At 70.3% G+C, this 16,914-nt stretch carries 18 protein-coding genes; 8 read left to right on the forward strand and 10 right to left on the reverse strand.

The window, feature by feature from the left end; genetic code table 11:
* Positions 1-17 precede the first annotated feature (17 nt).
* Entirely contained in the window at positions 18-1,601 is a 1,584-nt protein-coding gene (locus tag BJY17_RS11890) for an MFS transporter (protein WP_179551534.1), read from the reverse strand.
* A gap of 79 nt (positions 1,602-1,680) precedes the next feature.
* On the opposite strand from BJY17_RS11890, the gene BJY17_RS11895 reads away from it, so the two are divergent.
* Positions 1,681-2,307 carry a hypothetical protein gene (locus BJY17_RS11895; protein ID WP_179551535.1) on the forward strand — a complete coding sequence of 209 codons (627 nt, stop codon included), beginning with the start codon at positions 1,681-1,683 and terminating at the stop codon, positions 2,305-2,307.
* A 73-nt stretch (positions 2,308-2,380) separates the two neighbouring features.
* Here BJY17_RS11895 and BJY17_RS11900 read toward each other — a convergent pair whose 3' ends face one another.
* The gene (locus tag BJY17_RS11900; RefSeq protein ID WP_179551536.1) at positions 2,381-2,986 is read right to left on the reverse strand and encodes a TOPRIM nucleotidyl transferase/hydrolase domain-containing protein; all 606 of its coding nucleotides are present in this window, start codon (positions 2,984-2,986) and stop codon (positions 2,381-2,383) included.
* A gap of 251 nt (positions 2,987-3,237) precedes the next feature.
* On the opposite strand from BJY17_RS11900, the gene BJY17_RS11905 reads away from it, so the two are divergent.
* The 3 genes from BJY17_RS11905 (at position 3,238) to BJY17_RS11915 (ending at position 6,390) form a co-directional block, all read left to right on the forward strand.
* Entirely contained in the window at positions 3,238-4,143 is a 906-nt protein-coding gene (locus BJY17_RS11905; RefSeq protein WP_218889903.1) for a serine protein kinase RIO, read from the forward strand.
* A 106-nt stretch (positions 4,144-4,249) separates the two neighbouring features.
* Positions 4,250-4,807 (forward strand): hypothetical protein, encoded by a 558-nt coding sequence (locus tag BJY17_RS11910; RefSeq protein WP_179551537.1) that lies wholly within the window; start codon positions 4,250-4,252, stop codon positions 4,805-4,807.
* Positions 4,808-4,983: 176 nt separating this feature from the next.
* Entirely contained in the window at positions 4,984-6,390 is a 1,407-nt protein-coding gene (locus BJY17_RS11915) for an MFS transporter (protein ID WP_179551538.1), read from the forward strand.
* Between the two features lie 3 nt (positions 6,391-6,393).
* Here BJY17_RS11915 and BJY17_RS11920 read toward each other — a convergent pair whose 3' ends face one another.
* Positions 6,394-7,038 (reverse strand): TetR/AcrR family transcriptional regulator, encoded by a 645-nt coding sequence (locus tag BJY17_RS11920; protein WP_179551539.1) that lies wholly within the window; start codon positions 7,036-7,038, stop codon positions 6,394-6,396.
* 30 nt (positions 7,039-7,068) lie between these two features.
* Positions 7,069-7,800 carry a MarR family winged helix-turn-helix transcriptional regulator gene (locus tag BJY17_RS11925; RefSeq protein WP_246303723.1) on the reverse strand — a complete coding sequence of 244 codons (732 nt, stop codon included), beginning with the start codon at positions 7,798-7,800 and terminating at the stop codon, positions 7,069-7,071.
* 171 nt (positions 7,801-7,971) lie between these two features.
* Between BJY17_RS11925 and BJY17_RS11930 the strand changes: the two genes are divergently transcribed.
* The gene (locus BJY17_RS11930) at positions 7,972-8,676 is read left to right on the forward strand and encodes a MarR family winged helix-turn-helix transcriptional regulator (protein WP_179551540.1); all 705 of its coding nucleotides are present in this window, start codon (positions 7,972-7,974) and stop codon (positions 8,674-8,676) included.
* 105 nt (positions 8,677-8,781) lie between these two features.
* Here the strand turns inward: BJY17_RS11930 and BJY17_RS11935 are convergent, their stop codons facing one another.
* The 4 genes from BJY17_RS11935 to BJY17_RS11950 form a co-directional block, all read right to left on the reverse strand.
* On the reverse strand, positions 8,782-9,582 hold the full coding sequence (locus BJY17_RS11935; protein WP_179551541.1) for an ABC transporter permease: 801 nt from the start codon (positions 9,580-9,582) through the stop codon (positions 8,782-8,784).
* Between the two features lie 9 nt (positions 9,583-9,591).
* Positions 9,592-10,491 (reverse strand): ABC transporter permease, encoded by a 900-nt coding sequence (locus BJY17_RS11940; RefSeq protein ID WP_218889904.1) that lies wholly within the window; start codon positions 10,489-10,491, stop codon positions 9,592-9,594.
* 85 nt (positions 10,492-10,576) lie between these two features.
* The gene (locus BJY17_RS11945; protein WP_179551542.1) at positions 10,577-11,758 is read right to left on the reverse strand and encodes an ABC transporter substrate-binding protein; all 1,182 of its coding nucleotides are present in this window, start codon (positions 11,756-11,758) and stop codon (positions 10,577-10,579) included.
* Between the two features lie 61 nt (positions 11,759-11,819).
* On the reverse strand, positions 11,820-12,869 hold the full coding sequence (locus BJY17_RS11950) for an ABC transporter ATP-binding protein (RefSeq protein WP_179551543.1): 1,050 nt from the start codon (positions 12,867-12,869) through the stop codon (positions 11,820-11,822).
* Between the two features lie 140 nt (positions 12,870-13,009).
* On the opposite strand from BJY17_RS11950, the gene BJY17_RS11955 reads away from it, so the two are divergent.
* Together BJY17_RS11955 and BJY17_RS11960 are read left to right on the forward strand one after the other, a co-directional pair.
* On the forward strand, positions 13,010-13,804 hold the full coding sequence (locus tag BJY17_RS11955; RefSeq protein ID WP_179551544.1) for a FadR/GntR family transcriptional regulator: 795 nt from the start codon (positions 13,010-13,012) through the stop codon (positions 13,802-13,804).
* A gap of 4 nt (positions 13,805-13,808) precedes the next feature.
* On the forward strand, positions 13,809-14,597 hold the full coding sequence (locus BJY17_RS11960; protein ID WP_179551545.1) for a PDC sensor domain-containing protein: 789 nt from the start codon (positions 13,809-13,811) through the stop codon (positions 14,595-14,597).
* Between the two features lie 61 nt (positions 14,598-14,658).
* Here BJY17_RS11960 and BJY17_RS11965 read toward each other — a convergent pair whose 3' ends face one another.
* Entirely contained in the window at positions 14,659-15,318 is a 660-nt protein-coding gene (locus tag BJY17_RS11965; protein ID WP_179551546.1) for a TetR/AcrR family transcriptional regulator, read from the reverse strand.
* Positions 15,319-15,384: 66 nt separating this feature from the next.
* Between BJY17_RS11965 and BJY17_RS11970 the strand changes: the two genes are divergently transcribed.
* Positions 15,385-16,299 (forward strand): alpha/beta hydrolase family protein, encoded by a 915-nt coding sequence (locus tag BJY17_RS11970; RefSeq protein WP_179551547.1) that lies wholly within the window; start codon positions 15,385-15,387, stop codon positions 16,297-16,299.
* A gap of 50 nt (positions 16,300-16,349) precedes the next feature.
* Here the strand turns inward: BJY17_RS11970 and BJY17_RS11975 are convergent, their stop codons facing one another.
* Positions 16,350-16,913 (reverse strand): TetR/AcrR family transcriptional regulator, encoded by a 564-nt coding sequence (locus tag BJY17_RS11975; RefSeq protein WP_179551548.1) that lies wholly within the window; start codon positions 16,911-16,913, stop codon positions 16,350-16,352.
* Between the last annotated feature and the right edge of the window lies 1 nt (position 16,914).

The raw sequence follows: 16,914 nt of genomic DNA on the forward strand, positions 1-16,914 counted from the left end.
CTGCGACCGCTCGGGTCTCAGCCGAGCGCCGCACCCTCGGCCGACGCCGAGGGCTTCGGGTCGGGCAGCCGCCGCATCCGCAACGCGTTCGCGATGCCGAGGAGGCCGGCGAGGATCGGCACGAGCAGGGCGATCTGCAGGGCGATGAAGCGGGAGTCGGTGTTGATGCGCAGGATCTCCGCCTGCACTTCGGGCGTCTGACCGACGAGGAGCTCCTCGAGCCCGGTGTTCGTCATGATCTCGGCATCCTCCTCGAGCACCGACGAGACCTGCTGCTGTTCGTCGGGGCTCAGCACCGAGCTCGCTTCGGCGCTCGCGGTGAACGTGAAGGCGAGGGTCGCGAGCATGATCGCGCCGGCGAAGGCGAGACCGAACGAGAGGCCGAAGGAACCGGCCGCGGAGTTCACGCCGGCAGCCTCGCTGACACGTTCGTCGGAGATCGGCGAAAGCGTGTAGTTGTTCAACTGGGAGACGAGCAGGCCCAGTCCAGAGCCGGCGATGATGAGCGGGATCGTGAGATACCAGCCCGAGTCGGCGATCGGCACGATCGGCACGAGGATGACGATGCCCACGACGACGAGGGCGAACCCCCAGAGGATGATGCTCGCCGGGCGCCGTTTGAGTCCGCGACCGGCGAGCAGCGCCACGACGAACATGCTGAGTGAGAGCGGCGCGATCGACAGCCCCGCCTGCAGTGCGTTGTACTCGAAGACCATCTGCAGGTAGATGGGCAGCACGATCATCGTGCCGCCCAAGGCGATCTGCTGCAGCAACTGCCCGCTCGCACCCGATCGGAACATCTTCGACTCGAAGAGCGTCGGGTCGAGCAGGGTCGGCTTGCCGCGGCGTTTGCGACTGCGCAGCCAGAACACGAGCAGGCCGAGTCCGAGCACCCCGATGCCGATGATCAGGCCGACGTACCCGCCGCCCTCCTGCCACACGAGGATGCCGGTGACGACGCCGCCCATGCCCACGATCGACAGCATCGCGCCGACGAGGTCGATCGAACGGTCGCCGTGGTACGGCACGTCCTTCACGAGGCCGATGCCGGCGAGCACGACCGCGATGATGACCGCTTCGAGCGCGAAGCCGACCCGCCAGGAGAGGAACGTCGTGATGAACCCTCCGAGGAGCGGCCCGACGGCGGCGGCGATGGCGGCGGATGCCCCGACCAGCGCGTACACCCGGGTCTGGTGCGCGCCCTCGAAGTTGCCGTGGATGAGCGACTGCATCGCGGGCAGCAGCAGTGACGCGCCGATGCCGCCGATGAACGCCCAGAAGATGATGATCGCCGTGAGGTCCTGCGCGAAGACCATCGCGATCGCGCCGATCGCGTAGCCGAGCAGACCGAGGATGTAGGCGAGCTTTCGCCCGATCAGGTCGCCGGTCTTGCCGCCGATCAGGATGAAGGCTGCCGAGACGAGCGCCTCGAGCGCGATCGCACCCTGCACGCCGCTCACCGTGGTGTCGAGATCGCGCACCACCGCCGAGATCGACACGTTCATGAGCGAGGTGTCGACGACGAGCACGAACATGGCCATTGCGAGCAGGATGGCGAGGCGTCCGTTGAACCGCCCCCCGGCGGCCGCGTTCGGTTCCATGGCTCACTGAACCACATCCCGGAGCCGGGCGGAAGAGGCTGTTCACGACTCGTTCCCCTGCAGCATCTACGATGCGGCCATGTTGAAGCCGACCGCCGACGACACCACCCGCCGTGTCGTGCACCTGATCGAGCGATTCGATGCCGCAGACCGCGCGCCGGAGTCGCTGCTGCTCCCGAAGCGAATGCGCACCCGCGGCCGGGTGCTGTCCGCACTCGCCGGCCTGGTCGCGACGGTCGGCGCCGCCGCAGCCCTCGTGCTGCTGTGGACCGACGGGACGTCGGAGTGGTGGTTCAACCTGATCTTCACCGTCATGATCTGCGGCATTCCGGTCGCAGTGTGGGCGATGCTGGTCGGCTCGATCCAGGAGGCGGGCGTCGAGCGAACGATGCAAGAGGCCTGGCAGGAGCACCGGGACCACGCTCGAGCCGAGCACGGCAGCGTGGCGGATCGGCGGATCGCCCTCTCCGACGACGGTTCGGTCTGCTCATTCGACCTCGTGGTGACGCTCGGCACCGGGGAGGCGCTGGCGGGGAGCTGGCGGCCGCACACCTCGTCGGGCCGACCGCTGCTGCAGACCCAGGTGCCGGGGATCGGCGCCGCAGTGCGGGTCTGGCTGATCGCGGATGCCGTGGTCGATCCGGGTGCGAGTCCGGTCGTCATCGAGGTGGCCGACCCGACGGTCGTCGTGCCGCAGCGGGTATGACGGGTTCGGCGGACCGGGCGGCTCGCGTGCCCCCTCGACGCACGTGACGGGTTCCGTCGCGCCGCTCACCCGGTCAGCGGCGCGGCGCCGACTCCCGCTCGACCGCGGTCTCGACCAGCGCCCGCATCGCCGCCGGAATGCGCGCCGGGTCGAGCGCGTCGATCATGAGCGGCGCGAACTGCGCCTTGCGCCCGGCGTGGGTGCCGAGGAACCGCCGGAGTTGCGCATCGGTCGCCCGGCCGCGCTGCGCGGGCTGATGCTGGAACCCGCGGAAGCGCGCGATCTCTCCGTGCTCGGCGAGCAGTTGCTGCATGCGGTCGATGCCGAGTGCACGGATCAGCTCGCCCTCGAGGTCGGGGTCGCACGCGAAGAACCCGAGCCCGGCGAGCTCGTCGAGCGTGGTCGCCGAGCCGAGGCCGGCGTCATCGACGGCGCGCCGCACGTACCCGATCTCGGCCGCGTCGAACAACCCGACCACGCGCGGCCGTGATCGTAGACCGGCGATCTCCCCGAGGTGGCGGTGCAGATTGGTGACGCCGTGCATCGAGACGACGCGCACGCCCGCTTCGGCGAGATCGTGCCCGAGCCGCGCCGCGAGCGCCTCGACCGCGAGCCGATCGCTGTCGCCTTCGACGAGCACGACGGTGACGGATGCCTCGTGCCCCACGTCGCCCTGCATGGCGCCGACCCTACCGCGGCCCACGGGAGGACGGGCGTTCGACGACCCGGGCGGGACTGAACACTGGACGCGACGGGTGAAACGCCCTAAGCTGCCGAAGCTGCCGTTTCGCGCAGCACCCGCTCCGGTGCATCCGGTGAAGAAAGGAGTCGATCATGGCTGTCGTTGTCGTGAACCTCCACGTTCCCTTCACTTGCGAGGCCTCCACCCGCTGAGCGGCCGGTGGCCTCCGCGACCTTCGGAGATCCACCTTGCACATCACCTCGTCTCTCGACGAATCCGCCGTCGTGCGTGCGCACGCGGCATCCACTGCCTTCACGACCCCGCGATTCGACGCGGGCGACCTCGCCTTCCAGACCACGGAACCGGGCGAGGGCCAACGCTGGTCGACCTGGCCGGCCACCACGCCGCTCGAACGCGGCCCGCAACCGCGACCCGATTGGCTCGTCACGGATGCCGCGGCGATCGACACCGAACTCGGTGTCGTCAAGACCGGCAAGGAGGCCGACCTCTACCTCATCGAACGCGCGGTGCCCGATGCCGAGCCCGGCACGCTCGGCAGGCACGTGCTGCTCGCCGCCAAGCGGTACCGCGGCAGCGAGCACAGCGACTTCCACCGCTCGACCGTCTACACCGAGGGGCGCACGACTCGCCGCAGTCGCGACGCCCGCGCCCTCGCGAAGGGCACGACGTTCGGCCGCGAGGTCGCGCGCGTGCAGTGGGCGGCCGCCGAGTTCGAGGCGCTGTCGCGACTCACCGAGCTCGGGGCGGCCGTGCCGTACCCGGTGCAGGTGAGCGGCACCGAGGTGCTCATGGAGTTCATCGGCGACGGCCGCGTCGCGGCCCCGCGCCTCGCGCAGGTTCGAGCCACCCCCGACGAGCTGCGCGAGCTGTTCCACCAGGTCGTCGAGTTCATGCGCACGCTCGCTCGCTCTGGGCTCGCGCATGGCGACCTCTCGCCGTACAACCTGCTCGTGCACGACGGCCGCATGGTCGCGATCGACCTGCCGCAGGTCGTCGACGTGGTGTCGAATCCGCAGGGGTTCGACCTGCTGCATCGCGACTGCCGCAACGTCTGCGACTGGTTCACGCGGCAGCGCCTCGAGTGCGACGCCGAGCAGTTGTTCGGCGAGCTGATCGCGGAGGTCTACAGCTGAGCCGCGGGCGTTCGGGGGCTCGTCCTCTCAGGGCTACCCCTGAACGCGGGTCACGATTCGAGCACATCCGTTGTGAATGGGAAGATATGTTCCTATTCTCTGTGGCATGGCATCTCGAACCGAAATCCTCGCGGCGATCGCCGCCGGCGCACTCGCCCTCGTCCTGACCGGGTGCGGCGCGAGCGCACCCGAAACCTCCGCCTCCGGCGCCGCCGCGGAGACCGTGGCGAGCGTCGCCCCCTCGGCACCCGCGACCGAGGCGCCGGCCGATCCCCCGGCCGCACCGAGCTGCGACACCGTGTTCACCGAAGCCGAGTACGCGCGCCTCGCCGAAGACGGCCTCGGGCTCAAGGAGGACCCGTACCTCCTCGGCCCCGTCATGGAGCGGATGGAGGCCGAGGGCGCACTCATCTGCGTCTGGACGAAGCCCAACAGCGATGTCTCGGTCTGGTACGCGCGACTGGAGGTGGGCGACCAGGGCCAGGCGTGGCTCGATCAGCTGCAGGCCGAAGGCTGGCTCGAGGACACCCACCAGGGTGACGGCAGCTACCAGGCGCCGGCCGACTACGACGCGAACTACCAGCCCTCCGTGATGCTCGAGTCCGGCGTGCTGCACTTCGCCAGCTACAACGCGATCCTCCGAGAGGTGCTCGAACTGCAGTAGTCGGCGACACGGCTCGCGGCCCCTCCGGCCGCGAGCCGTGAGCGGCTGGGTGCGATGCAGCGATACAGTGCCCACGGGTCGATGAGGACCCCGGCCCGTGCGAGCGTGCCGCCCGGGCTTGCCCGGCCGCGGCATCCGCCACCCGCTGTTCACCTGAGAGAACGAGACTGCAGCCCATGACCGACCCCGACGCGCCGCGCTCGCCCGAAGCGCCCCGCAACTTTCCGCCGTCGCACCTCACCCCGGCCGACGGGGCCGCTGCGACCATCGGGGTCGCGACCGGGCAGGTCGAGGCGGTCGCCGAGGCCGGCGCGCGCAAGGGACCCATCTTCGCGTGGGGCCTCTGGGACTGGGGATCCGCGGCGTTCAACGCGGTCGTCACGACGTTCGTGTTCACGGTCTACCTCACGAGCGAGTCGTTCGGGCCGAAGGGCACGGTCGAGGCGCAGCTCGGCTGGGCGCTCGCGATCGCCGGCCTGCTCATCGCGCTGCTCGCGCCGATCACGGGTCAGCGCTCCGACACGAGCGGTCGCCGCAAGTTCTGGCTCGCGGTCAACACCTACATCGTCGTGGCCATCACCGTCGCGATGTTCTTCGTGCAGCCCGGCCCCGAGTACCTGCTGCTCGGCCTGTTCCTGGTGGCCGCCGGCAACGTCTTCTTCGAGTTCGCGGGCGTCAACTACAACGCGATGCTCGTGCAGGTCTCGACGCCGCGCTCGATCGGCAAGGTCTCGGGCTTCGGTTGGGGCATGGGCTACGTCGGCGGCATCGTGCTGCTGCTCGTCGTGTACTTCGGCTTCATCCAGCCCGAGGTCGGCCTCTTCGGCGTCACCGGCGACGACGGCATGGACGTGCGCGTGACGATGCTCGTCTCCGCCCTGTGGTTCGGCCTGTTCGCCCTGCCCGTGCTCTTCGCGGTGCCCGAGTACCGCAACCCCGCCGCCGTCGAGCGCGAGAAGATCGGCTTCTTCGCCTCCTACGCGCGCCTCGGCCGCGACATCAAGCGACTCTGGAAGGAGCAGCGCAACACCGTCTGGTTCCTGCTGGCGAGCGCGGTCTTCCGCGACGGGCTCGCGGGCGTCTTCACGTTCGGCGGCGTGCTCGCGGCATCCGTCTTCGGGTTCTCGGCCGGTGAGGTCATCATCTTCGCGATCGCGGCCAACGTCGTCGCGGGAATCTCGACGATCGCGGTCGGCGCACTCGACGACAAGCTCGGCGCGAAGCCCGTGATCATGGCGGCCCTCATCGGGCTCGTGGTGAGCGGCCTGCTCGTCTTCTTCCTGCACGACGGCGGCCAGATCGTGTTCTGGACCGCGGGGCTCGCGCTCTGCCTCTTCGTCGGCCCGGCGCAGTCGGCGAGCCGCACGTTCCTCGCCCGGCTGATCCCCGCCGGCCGCGAGGGCGAGGTCTTCGGCCTGTACGCGACAACCGGCCGCGCGGTGAGCTTCCTCGCGCCGACCGCCTTCGCCCTCTTCGTCACGATCGGCGGCGAGCCGTACTACGGCATCCTCGGCATCGTGCTCGTGATCGCGCTCGGCCTCTGCCTGCTCATCCCCGTGAAGGCGAACGCTCCGACGAGGTAGCGATCAGTCGCCCGCCCGCGCACGCAGGCGGGCGACGATCTCGTCGAGCGTGCGGCCCACGATGCGGGTCATGTCGACGGCGTCGGGGTTCAGGAGCCACTGCACCTGCAGCCCGTCCATGACGGCGATCAGGGCGGAGGCCGAGTCGGAGAGGTCGTCGGGATCGGTGTTGCCGGTCACTTCGCCGAGCACGCCCGCGATCTTCTCGCGCAGCACGTCGAGGCGCACCTGGAAGTACTCGTGCGCCGGATGCCCATCGGTGACCGACTCCCCCGAGAGCACGGAGTAGGCCTGCACGACGCCGCGGCGATGCGTGTTCTCTTCGACCGTGTCGACGAGGTGCTGCAGGAACGCCGGGCCCTCGGTCTGCGCACGCGCGGGCACGCCGGCGACCTCCTCGCCGTCGCGGTACTTCAGCATCGCGACGAGCAGTCCCTCCTTGCTGCCGAAGTGGTGCAGCACGCCCGCATGGGTCATGCCGGCCTGCTCGGCCACCTCGACGAGGGCGCCCTTGTTGTACCCGCGGGCGCCGAACACGTTCATCGCCGCCTTCAGCACCGCCTCGCGGCGCTCGGTCGTTCGAGCTTGCGGGCGCAGGGCGCGCTCGGCGGCCGGCTTGCCGCGCGCGTCGTCATGGGCTGTGGCCACGGGGTTCCCTCCTGTGAAACGCCGGCGCGCCTAGTCGCGCGGCCAGTCGGCGATGAAGCGGGAGAGCAGGCGCGCGAATTCGGCCGTCTCCTCGGGGGTGAATGCGGCGAGCGCGGTCTCGACGGCTCCGCGGCGCGTGTCGCGGGCGCTCTCCAGCAGCTTCCGGCCGGAGGCCGTGAGTACGAGGGCACTCCGCCGGGCGTCGGATGGGTCCGCCTCGCGGCGCACATGCCCTGCTTCGACGGCGGCCTGCACGAGCCGGCTCGCCCGCGGCTGATCGACGCCGATCGCCTCGGCGAGCTGGCTCACCGAGGGCGGGCGCTCGGCGCCCTCGAGCGCATCGAGCAGGCGGAAGCGCGCCGCGTGCGCGAGCGCGTGCCGGCCGGGACCGCCACCCGGGCCTCGTCCGCGACCTCGCCCGCCCCAACCGTCGGGACCTCCGCGCCCGCCACCACGGCGGCCTCGATGATCGTCGAGTTCGGCACCCTCGCCGTGCTCGTGGTCGGCGTGCCCCGGGTGCTCGTCAGGATGGCGCCCGTCGTGCCTGTGCCCGTGCGGGTGGTCGTGCGAGTGCCCGCCCCCGTGTCCGTCGTGGCCCTCCCGCCCGAAGTGCTCGGCCCGGCGCTGGAGCCGCCGGCGTTCCTGGTCGCGGCGCATCGTGACGAGGGCCTGCTCGATCAACGCGATCGGATCGTTCGAGGCGGGCCCCGCGGCATCCGACCCTGAGCGTTCTCCGGGAGGGACTTGACTCGATGCGTTCATGTATGTCATTGTACATATACATGCTACAGTGCATGCAATTGATCGGGTGCTCCACCCGGGTCGAAGCGAACGCCGACTGAGGCGACGCCGCCCGAGCGCACCCGCCCTCTGCGGGCGAGCCTCCAGTGCCGCCCGCGACACCGACGCGCTCCGCAAACGAAAGGAACACCCATGACCACCCCCGACAACTCTCAGAACACGAACGACGACTCCGCGAGCCCCCGCCCCTTGGGCTTCTGGCTCAAGGTCATCGACCGCCGCCTCGACGAGGCGATGGGCGACCTCTTCGCCGAAGAGGGCATCACCCGCCGCGACTGGCGGCGCCTCAACCTCGTGGCGGGCACCGTCACCGACCCCCGCATGAGCGAGAAGCTCGCAGCGCGCCCCGAGCGCGTCGAGCCCCTCGTCGAGCGCGGCTGGGTCGAGGGCGAGCCCGGCACCTGGGCCCTGACCGAGGCCGGCGAGGCCGCTCGTGCGTCACTGCAGGAGCGCGTCGCAACGCTCCGCGCGAAGGTCGCCGGGGCCGTCAGCCCCGAGGACTTCGCCACGACCATGGCCTCGCTCGAGGCGATCGCCGGCGAGCTCGGCTGGGCCGAAGGCGAGCGGATGCCGCGGCGACACCACCGCGGCTTCGGCCGTCGCCACGGCGGCGGCTTCGGCCGTCGCCACCACGGCGAAGGCCACCGTCACGGCGAAGGGCACGGTGCCGGCCACGGTCGGTGCGGCGACGGCCACGGCCACGGCCGGACTCGCAACGACGTCCACGTGCATGTCCACATGCACGGCGATGCCGGCCGACCCGGTCACCCGCACGAGCGCGGTGACCACGGCCATGCCAGCCACGAGGGCCACGGGCGCGGTCGCACCCGAGCCTGAGCCCGGCTGACGCTGCGGCGCGGCGCCACCGCCGCACCGCTCAACACCACGAGGGACCCGCCACCGGCGGGTCCCTCGTCTGCTGCGACATCCGTTCGTTCGCCCTCAGCGCTTCTCCGCCTCCGAGCCCGAGAGCCGCTGCGCGATGTAGATCGGGATGATCGAGACGAGCACGAGCACGACGGCGATGACCGAGACGATCGGCGCCTGGTTCGGCCGGAACATGTTGTTCAGGATGAAGATGGGCAGCGTCGTCACCCCCGACCCCGCCGTGAACGTCGTGACGATGATCTCGTCGAACGAGAGGGCGAAGGCGAGCAGGCCGCCCGCGAGCAGGGCCGAGCGCAGCTGCGGGAAGGTCACGAGCCGGAACGTCGTCCAGACACCGGCCCCGAGGTCGGCGGAGGCCTCCTCGAGGTTCGTGCCCTGTCGGCGCAGCCGCGCGATCACGTTGTTGAACACCGTGACGATGCAGAACGTCGCGTGCGCGATCACGACGGTCCAGATCGAGAGCGGCACCCCCATGATCGTGCGGAAGAAGTTGTTGAGCGCGATACCCGTGATGATGCCGGGAAGGGCGATCGGCAGGATGACGAGCAGGCTGATCGCCTCGCGCCCGAAGAACTCGAAGCGCTGCAGGGCGAGCGAGATGAGCGTGCCCAGCACGAGCGAGATGATCGTGGCGATGATCGCGATCTGCACGCTCGTCGCCACCGCCTCCATGGCGCCGGCACTCTGGAACGCGCGTCCCCACCACTCGAGCGTGAAGCCGGGCGGCGGCCAGGTCAGCGACGTCGACGTCGAGAACGAGTTCACGAGCACGACGAAGAGCGGCACGTAGACGACCAGCAGGATCACGCCGGTCACGATGCCGAGCGTCGTGCGTGAGAGTCGGGAGAGTCGCATCCGTCGCCCCTAGAGGTTGTCGAGCGCGCCGGTGCGACGCACGAGGAAGAGGTAGCCGAAGATGATCACGATCGGGATGAGCGCGATCGCCGAGGCGAGGGGCAGGTTGTTCGCCGCGCCGACGTTCGTGTAGACGAGGTTTCCGAGCATCTGGTTCGCGCCGCCGACGATGTTCACCGTGATGTAGTCGCCGAGCGAGAGCGCGAAGCTGAAGATCGTGCCCGCGATGATCGCCGGCAGCACGAGCGGGAACACCACGAGCCGCAGCGTCGGCCAGGTGCGCCCGCCGAGGTCGGAGGAGGCCTCGAGCAACGAGTCGGGCACCCGCTCGAGCCCCGCGTAGATCGGGAGGATCACGTAGGGCAGCCACAGGTAGGACAGCGTGATGATGGTCGCGGGCAGGCCGTAGCCGGGTGTGCTGCCGCCGAACGGAGCGAGCAGCCACTCGAGGATGCCGTCCTGCGAGAGCACCGAGCGCCAGGCGTAGGCCTTCACGAGGTAGCTCGCCCACAGCGGCGTCAGCACCGCGATGAGCAGGATCCGCTGCATGCGCGGGGTCGCCACCTTCGCCATGAAGAACGCGATCGGCAGCGCGAGTGCCACGTCGATGAGGGTCACCGCGAGCGCGACGCCCAGGGTGCGCAATGTCACCGTCTGGTAGAGCGAGCCGGTGACGACCTCGATGATGTTGTCGAGGGTCCACTCCTGGGTGATCTCGCCCGTGAAGCTGTCGACCGACCAGAACGCCGTCACGAGCAGCAGCACGAGGGCCACGATGTAGACGATGCCGAGCCAGAACAGCGGGGCGCTGAGCAGCAGCCCGAGCCGGGCGCGGGGGTGCGTGCTGAGGAAGACGGAGACCCGGCGGGCCGGGGTCTCCCTCGGGCGGGGCACGGTCGCGTGCGTCAAATGCGTGTCCTGTCAGGTCGAATGAGCGGATGCCGCGGGCCGGGGGATCCCTCGCGAGGTCTCCCTCGGCCCGCGGTGGGCGGGATCAGCCCTTGATCTCCTGCCACGCCTGCGTCCACGCGGCGTAGTCGGTGCACTTCACATCGGTGCGCCCGTCGAGGCACTCCTCGATCGGAGTCGACCAGTACCAGATCTGCGAGGCGTAGTCGGCGTCGCCGGCGTGGTACGCCTCGCAGTCCTCGCGGTACTCGCAGGCCTCGTCGCTCGACGGGGCCTCGCCGAAGTACGACGTGGCCGCGGCGTTCGCCTCGGGGCTCGCGATGTAGTCGAGCCACGCGTAGGCGCAGTTCGGGTTCTTCGACTCCGACGCGATCATCCAGGTGTCCGACCAACCGGTCGTACCCTCCTCGGGCAGCACGACGTCGGTCGGGACGCCCTCGCTCTCGAGCACGTTCTCGATGACCTGCCAGCTCGTGCCGACGACGGTGTCGCCGGTCGTGAAGGCCTGGATCTCCTTGAGGTAGTCGGACCAGTACTCGCCGATGTTCTCGCGCTGCTGCTTCAGCAGATCGACCGCTGCGGCGAGTTGCTCCTCATCGAGGGAGTAGGGGTTCTCGATGCCGAGCTCGGGGTTGTGCGCCATGAGGTAGACCGCGGCATCCGCGATGTAGATCGGCGAGTCGTAGGCCGTCACCTGGCCGGCGTACTCGCTCGAGCCGTCGAACACGACGTCCCACGAGGTGGGCGCGGTCGGGAAGACCTCAGTGTTGTACATGAGCAGGTTCGCGCCGTAGCCGTGGGGCACGCCGTAGGCCACACCGTCGACCGAGTTCCACGCCTGGTCCTTGAGGAACGGGTAGATGTTCTCGTAGTTCGGAATGAGGTCGGTGTTGACGGGAGCGACGTCGCCGGCCGCGACGAGTCGGAGCGAGGCGTCGCCGGAGGCCGAGACGACGTCGTAGTCGCCGGTCTTCATGAGGTTCAGCGCTTCGTCGGACGTACCGAAGGTCTTCGTGGTGACCTCGCAGCCGGTGTCCTCCTCGAACGGGGTGACCCAGTCGACGGCGGGGTCGTTCGTGCCGTCCTCGACGTAGCCGGGCCAGGCGAGCAGCGAGACCTGGCCCTCCATCTCGCCGAGTTCGGTGGCGGCCTCGCCGCCGCCGTCGCCGCCTCCCGACGTCGTGCCGCAGGCGGTGAGCATCGCGATCGAGGCGATCGCGAGGCCCACGGTCGCGCCGCGGCGTGCCGTGTGCGTGGTGCGCTTCATGGTTCTCTCCTCTTCCTGGTGTGCCGTGTGGTGCTGTGTGGTGCTGGTCGCTGGCGGTGCCTCAGCCGGAGATCCCCGGCAGCACCTCGATGCCGAGGGGCACGACATCGTCGTCATGCCACGAGACGACCACGCGGTCGCCGCGCTCGTCGTCGTGCAGGCGGCCCCGGTCGTTCTGCTCGAGCACGGTGACCCGGGTGCCGTCGTCGAGATCGACCACGAGACGCACACCGCTGCCGAGGTAGATGGCCTCGACGACGGTGCCGGGCACGTCGACGACCCCGGGTTGCCGGAGGCCGGCGCGGGAGACCGTCATCTTCTCGGGGCGAACGGAGTGATGGCCGTCGCGGCCGAGGATCGTGCGCGAGCGCTCGGCGTCGAAGAGGTTCGAGGTGCCGACGAAGTCGGCGACGAAGCGCGATGCGGGGCGCTCGTACAGCTCGGCGGGCGTGCCGAGCTGCTCGATGCGGCCGTCGTTGAACACGGCGATGCGGTCGGAGAGGGTGAGCGCCTCCTCCTGGTCGTGCGTGACGAAGATGAAGGTGATGCCGAGCTCGCGCTGGATCTGCTTCAGCTCGACCTGCATCTGCTCGCGGAGCTTGAGGTCGAGGGCGCCGAGCGGCTCGTCGAGCAGCAGCACCTTCGGCTGCACGACGGTGGCCCGCGCGAGGGCGACGCGCTGGCGCTGCCCGCCCGAGAGCTGCGAGGGCTTCCGGCCGGCCATCTGCTCGAGCCGCACGGAGGCGAGGGCCCGGAGCGCCCGTTCGTTCCGCTCCTTGCGCCCGAGGCCGCGCACTCGGAGCCCGTAGGCGACGTTGTCGAGCACGCTCATGTGCGGGAACAGCGCGTAGTCCTGGAACACCGTGTTCACGTCGCGGTCGAACGGCGCCCGCTTCGTGACATCCTGCCCGAAGAGCTCGACCGTGCCACCCGTCGGCTGCTCGAAGCCGGCGATGAGCCGCAGCACCGTGGTCTTGCCCGACCCCGACGGCCCGAGCATCGAGAAGAACTCGCCGGCGGCGATCTCGAGGTCGACGTGATCGACCGCGGTGACCGCGCCGAACTCCTTGGTGAGTGCGGTGAGGCGGATGGCCGGCTGCGTGTCGGTCATGGACATCTCCTTCGATGCGACCTCAAACATCTGAAACCAGATGTTCGTCTGTCCAGAATCATATGACTCCAGATGTAAATGTCCATACCCCCGTGTTACGGTCATGTCACGGATTCGCCGAGACAGACGCGGGAGGTCGGATGCCGCAGGCCACCAGCCGCTCCGATGCGACGCGCGCCGTCGTGTTCTCGCCCCTCGAGGGCGCCGGCCGCGCCGAGCTCGTCGAGCAGCGACTGACCGATGCGATCGTCGCGGGCGTGCTGCGCGACGGCGAGCGCCTGCCGAGCGAGTCCGAACTCGCGAAGCGCCTCGGCGTCGCCGTCGTCACCGCCCGCGAAGCACTCGTCGCCCTTCGCGACAAGGGGCTCGTGCTCACTCGCCGCGGCCGCGACGGCGGAAGCTTCGTGACCCACGACCGCGACGCCTCGATGCGCATGATCGACGCACGCGTGCGCGCCCTCAGCCGCATCGAACTGCGCGACCTCTCGCTGCACTACGCCGCGATCGCCGGCATGGCGGCGGAGGTCGCCGCCGATCGTGCGAGCGACGACGACCTCGCGAGCCTCGTCGAGCTCGACGCGCGCGCCGACCTCGCCTCCGCCGGCGGCGCCCGGCGTGCAGTGGGCCGCTTCCAGCTCGAGATCGCCGCGGTGAGCCAGTCGCCGCGGCTGGTGCACGAAGAGCTCCGACTGCAGGCTGAATCCGGCCCGCTGCTCTGGCTGTGCCTGCGCGAACAGGCGTATCGTGACCGCAGTAGGCAGGCACGGGTCGAGGTGATCGAGTCGATCCGCGGCGTCGACCCGGCACGCGCCCGACGTGCGACCACCGAACACATCGCATCCGCCACCGAATGGCTCATCGATGAGAAGGCCCGGCTCGAGTCCCCCGAGCAGGGTCAGCAACCGGCACCGCGTGCCGAAGACCGGAGAGGCTGAGGCCATGACCGCCATCGTCGTCAACGCTGCCGACACCATCGCCCACCGCATCGCCGCCACGATCGATCCGCTCTTCGCACTGATCGACACCTGGCGCGACACGCTCGAAGCACACCTCGCGGAGGTCGCCGAGCCGAACGCCGCCGACCTCGACCCCGTGATCTCGGCGCTCGTGCGTCCCGCGCTCGACGACTCGAGCGGCCTCATCACGGGTGCCGGATTCGTGGCCGCGCCCGGCTTCCTGCCTGATGCGCCGTGGCACCTCGCCTGGTGGCTGAGCGGCACGAACACCTTCCGCGCCGCCGCCGACGGCGGGGTGCGCCGGCTCGAGGCCGAGAGCGACCCCGACGCCGAGCAGTTCCGCGACTACACGACGCTCGAGTGGTGGCGCACCCCCGCCCGCACCGGCACCCGCCACCTCACCGGCCCGTACGTCGACTATCTCTGCACCGACGACTACACGGTCACGATCACCACGCCCGTGACGGTCGACGGCGAGATGGCCGGGGTCGTGGGCACCGATGCCTATGTCGCCCGCATCGAGCAGGAGCTGCTGCCGGTGCTGCGCGAGTCGGGGCATCCGTGCACGCTCGTGAACGCCTCGGCGCGCATCGTCGCGTCGACCGATTCACGGCACGCGACGGGCGCCCTGCTCCGGCTCGACGGGCTCCCCGCAGTACTGGCGCCCCTGCACGAGCATCAGGGCCAGGCAGCGGCCGGCGTGCTGCCCGGCGGCCGGTTCGTCGTGCCGTGCGGCGACACCACCCTCGCGCTCGTGTTCGGCACGGCCTGATCGACCCCGTGGCCCCCTGCGACGCGGCCGTCAGACACCGAGATCGTCGGGCGCCGAGTCGTCAGACGGCGAGGTCGTCGACGTCGGCCAGCCGGGCGAGCGACGCGGCATCCGCCCCGGCGGCGCGCAGGCGAGCGACGAGCGCGCGCCGCGCGAAGACGTAGGGCTGGTTCGAGTCGCCCATCACCGAACGGGTGTTGGCGGCGTCGAGCAGCGCGGTCGCCTCGAAGGCGAACTGCTCCGGGTCCTCGTCGGCGCCGACCTCTCCCTGAGCGACGGCGAATCGAAACGATGCGGCGAGGTAGTCGCTCCAGTCGGTGAGCGCAGTGGCGAGCGCGTCGCGCACGGGCCCCGGCTTCGCGTCGAACTCGGCGGCCGTCGCGGCGAAGAAGCATCCGCCCGTGAACACGCGGTCGCGAGAGTACGCGATCCAGCCGTCGAGCAGCGCGACGATCCGGCGGATGCCTCGTGGCTCGTCGCGCGCCGGCTCGATGACGCTCGCGACGAAACGCAGGCGGGCAGCTTCGACGGCGGCGAGCTGCAGGCGCTCCTTCGTGCCGAAGAGGGTGGCGACACCGCTCTTGCTCACCCGGGCGGCATCGGCGAGGTGGCCGATCGACAGGCCGTCGAGGCCCTCGACCGATGCGAGGTCGACGGCGTGATCGAGCACGAGGCGCCGTGATGCGTCGCCTCTGACCCGTCGGCCGTCGGTCTCGATCATTCCTTGATTGTACGCACGATCGTTCGTATAGTGTGCGTACGACCGTTCGTATTGTGAGGAGCACCGATGTCTGCAGCGTCCGCCATCGCCACCGGAGTGCGCGCCGCAGCGCGCGTCTCCCCCGACCTCGGCGCGGCCCTCGCGCTCCCGCTCTTCCGGCGCGTCGGCAAGCGCGCACCCGTCGTCGCCACCGACCTCGCGACCCATCGCGCCGCCCGTCGCGGCACCGTGCGCATCCCGGGCATCCGCGGCACGGGCGTCGATGTCGTCACCTACGAGTGGGGGGCGGGTGAGCGCACCGTGCTGCTCGCGCATGGTTGGCAGTCGCGCGCCAGCATGTTCGCCCCGCTCGTTCGCGAACTCCGCAGCGAGGGGTTCCGGGTGATCGCGTTCGACGGTCCGGCGAACGGCGACTCGCCCGGTCGCCACACGTACGTCGTCGACCACCTCGATGTCATCGGCGAGCTCACCCGGCGCGAAGGGGCGTGGCACGCGATCGTCGGGCACTCGTTCGGTTCGCTCGCCGCGCTCATGGCCGTGCACGGCGGAGTCACCGCGACCAGGGTCGTCGGCATCGCCAGCGCAGCCGACCCTCGCGTCTTCGTCGACGGCTTCGGCACGATGCTCGGCCTCGACACCCCCACTCGCGACGCCCTCGCCGCACGATACGCCGCCCGCGACTTCAGCGGGCAGCCCGACCCATTCGAGCGCTACTCAGCCGTGCGGCATCCGCTGCCCGCCGGCACGCCACTGCTGCTCGTGCACGACCGAGGCGACCTGCGCATCCCATTCGTCGAATCGGAGCGACTGGTCGCGGCGAACGGCGGGCGAGCCCGGTTGCTCGCGACGGAGGGACTCAGTCACAACCGGGTACTCAGGGCCGACAGCACACTCGACGCCGTGATGGAGTTCCTGCTCGCGAGCGACGCGTCGCTCGCCGAGTCCGAGTCCGAGTCGGAGCCGACGCGGGCGGCCGTGTGACGACCGAGGGGCTCGAGACGCCCGACCGCTGACACCGCCCACTGACGCGGTCAGCTCGTGATGAGGGCGAGCAGCACCGCCAGGCGATCCTCGCCGTCGCCCGGAACGCGGCGGGTGCGCTGCAGCATCGTCAGGCCGTGCAGGCTCGCCCACAGCACCTCGGCGAGCGTGTCGGGCTGGTCGGTGAAGGGCTGCACGACGGCGCGGATCTCGGAGAAGCCCGCGACCAGCTGCGGCAGCGTGCTCGCTTCGGCGAACGCGAGACCGGTGCCGCGCACGAACATCGCGTCGTACATGGCGGGATGCGCCGTGGCATACCCGAGATAGGCGCGGCTGAGCGCCTCGAGCGCCTGCTCTGGGCGGGATGCGCTCGTGCGAGCCTGCGCGAGCGCAGCGGCGATCTCACCGAAGCCCTCGACCGCGACCGCGTCGATCACCGCATCCATCGACTCGAAGTGCGAGTAGATGACCGGCTGCGTGTAGTCGATCGCATCGGCGAGCCTGCGCGACGTGACTGCCTGCCAGCCTTCGGCCTCGGCGAACTCGCGGGCGGCAGTGAGGATCGCGCTCCGTCGCTGTTCACGCCGCCGTGCCATGCGTTCACTCGTCGCCATG

The sequence above is a fragment of the Agromyces hippuratus genome (genome assembly GCF_013410355.1).
Taxonomy (GTDB): domain Bacteria; phylum Actinomycetota; class Actinomycetes; order Actinomycetales; family Microbacteriaceae; genus Agromyces; species Agromyces hippuratus.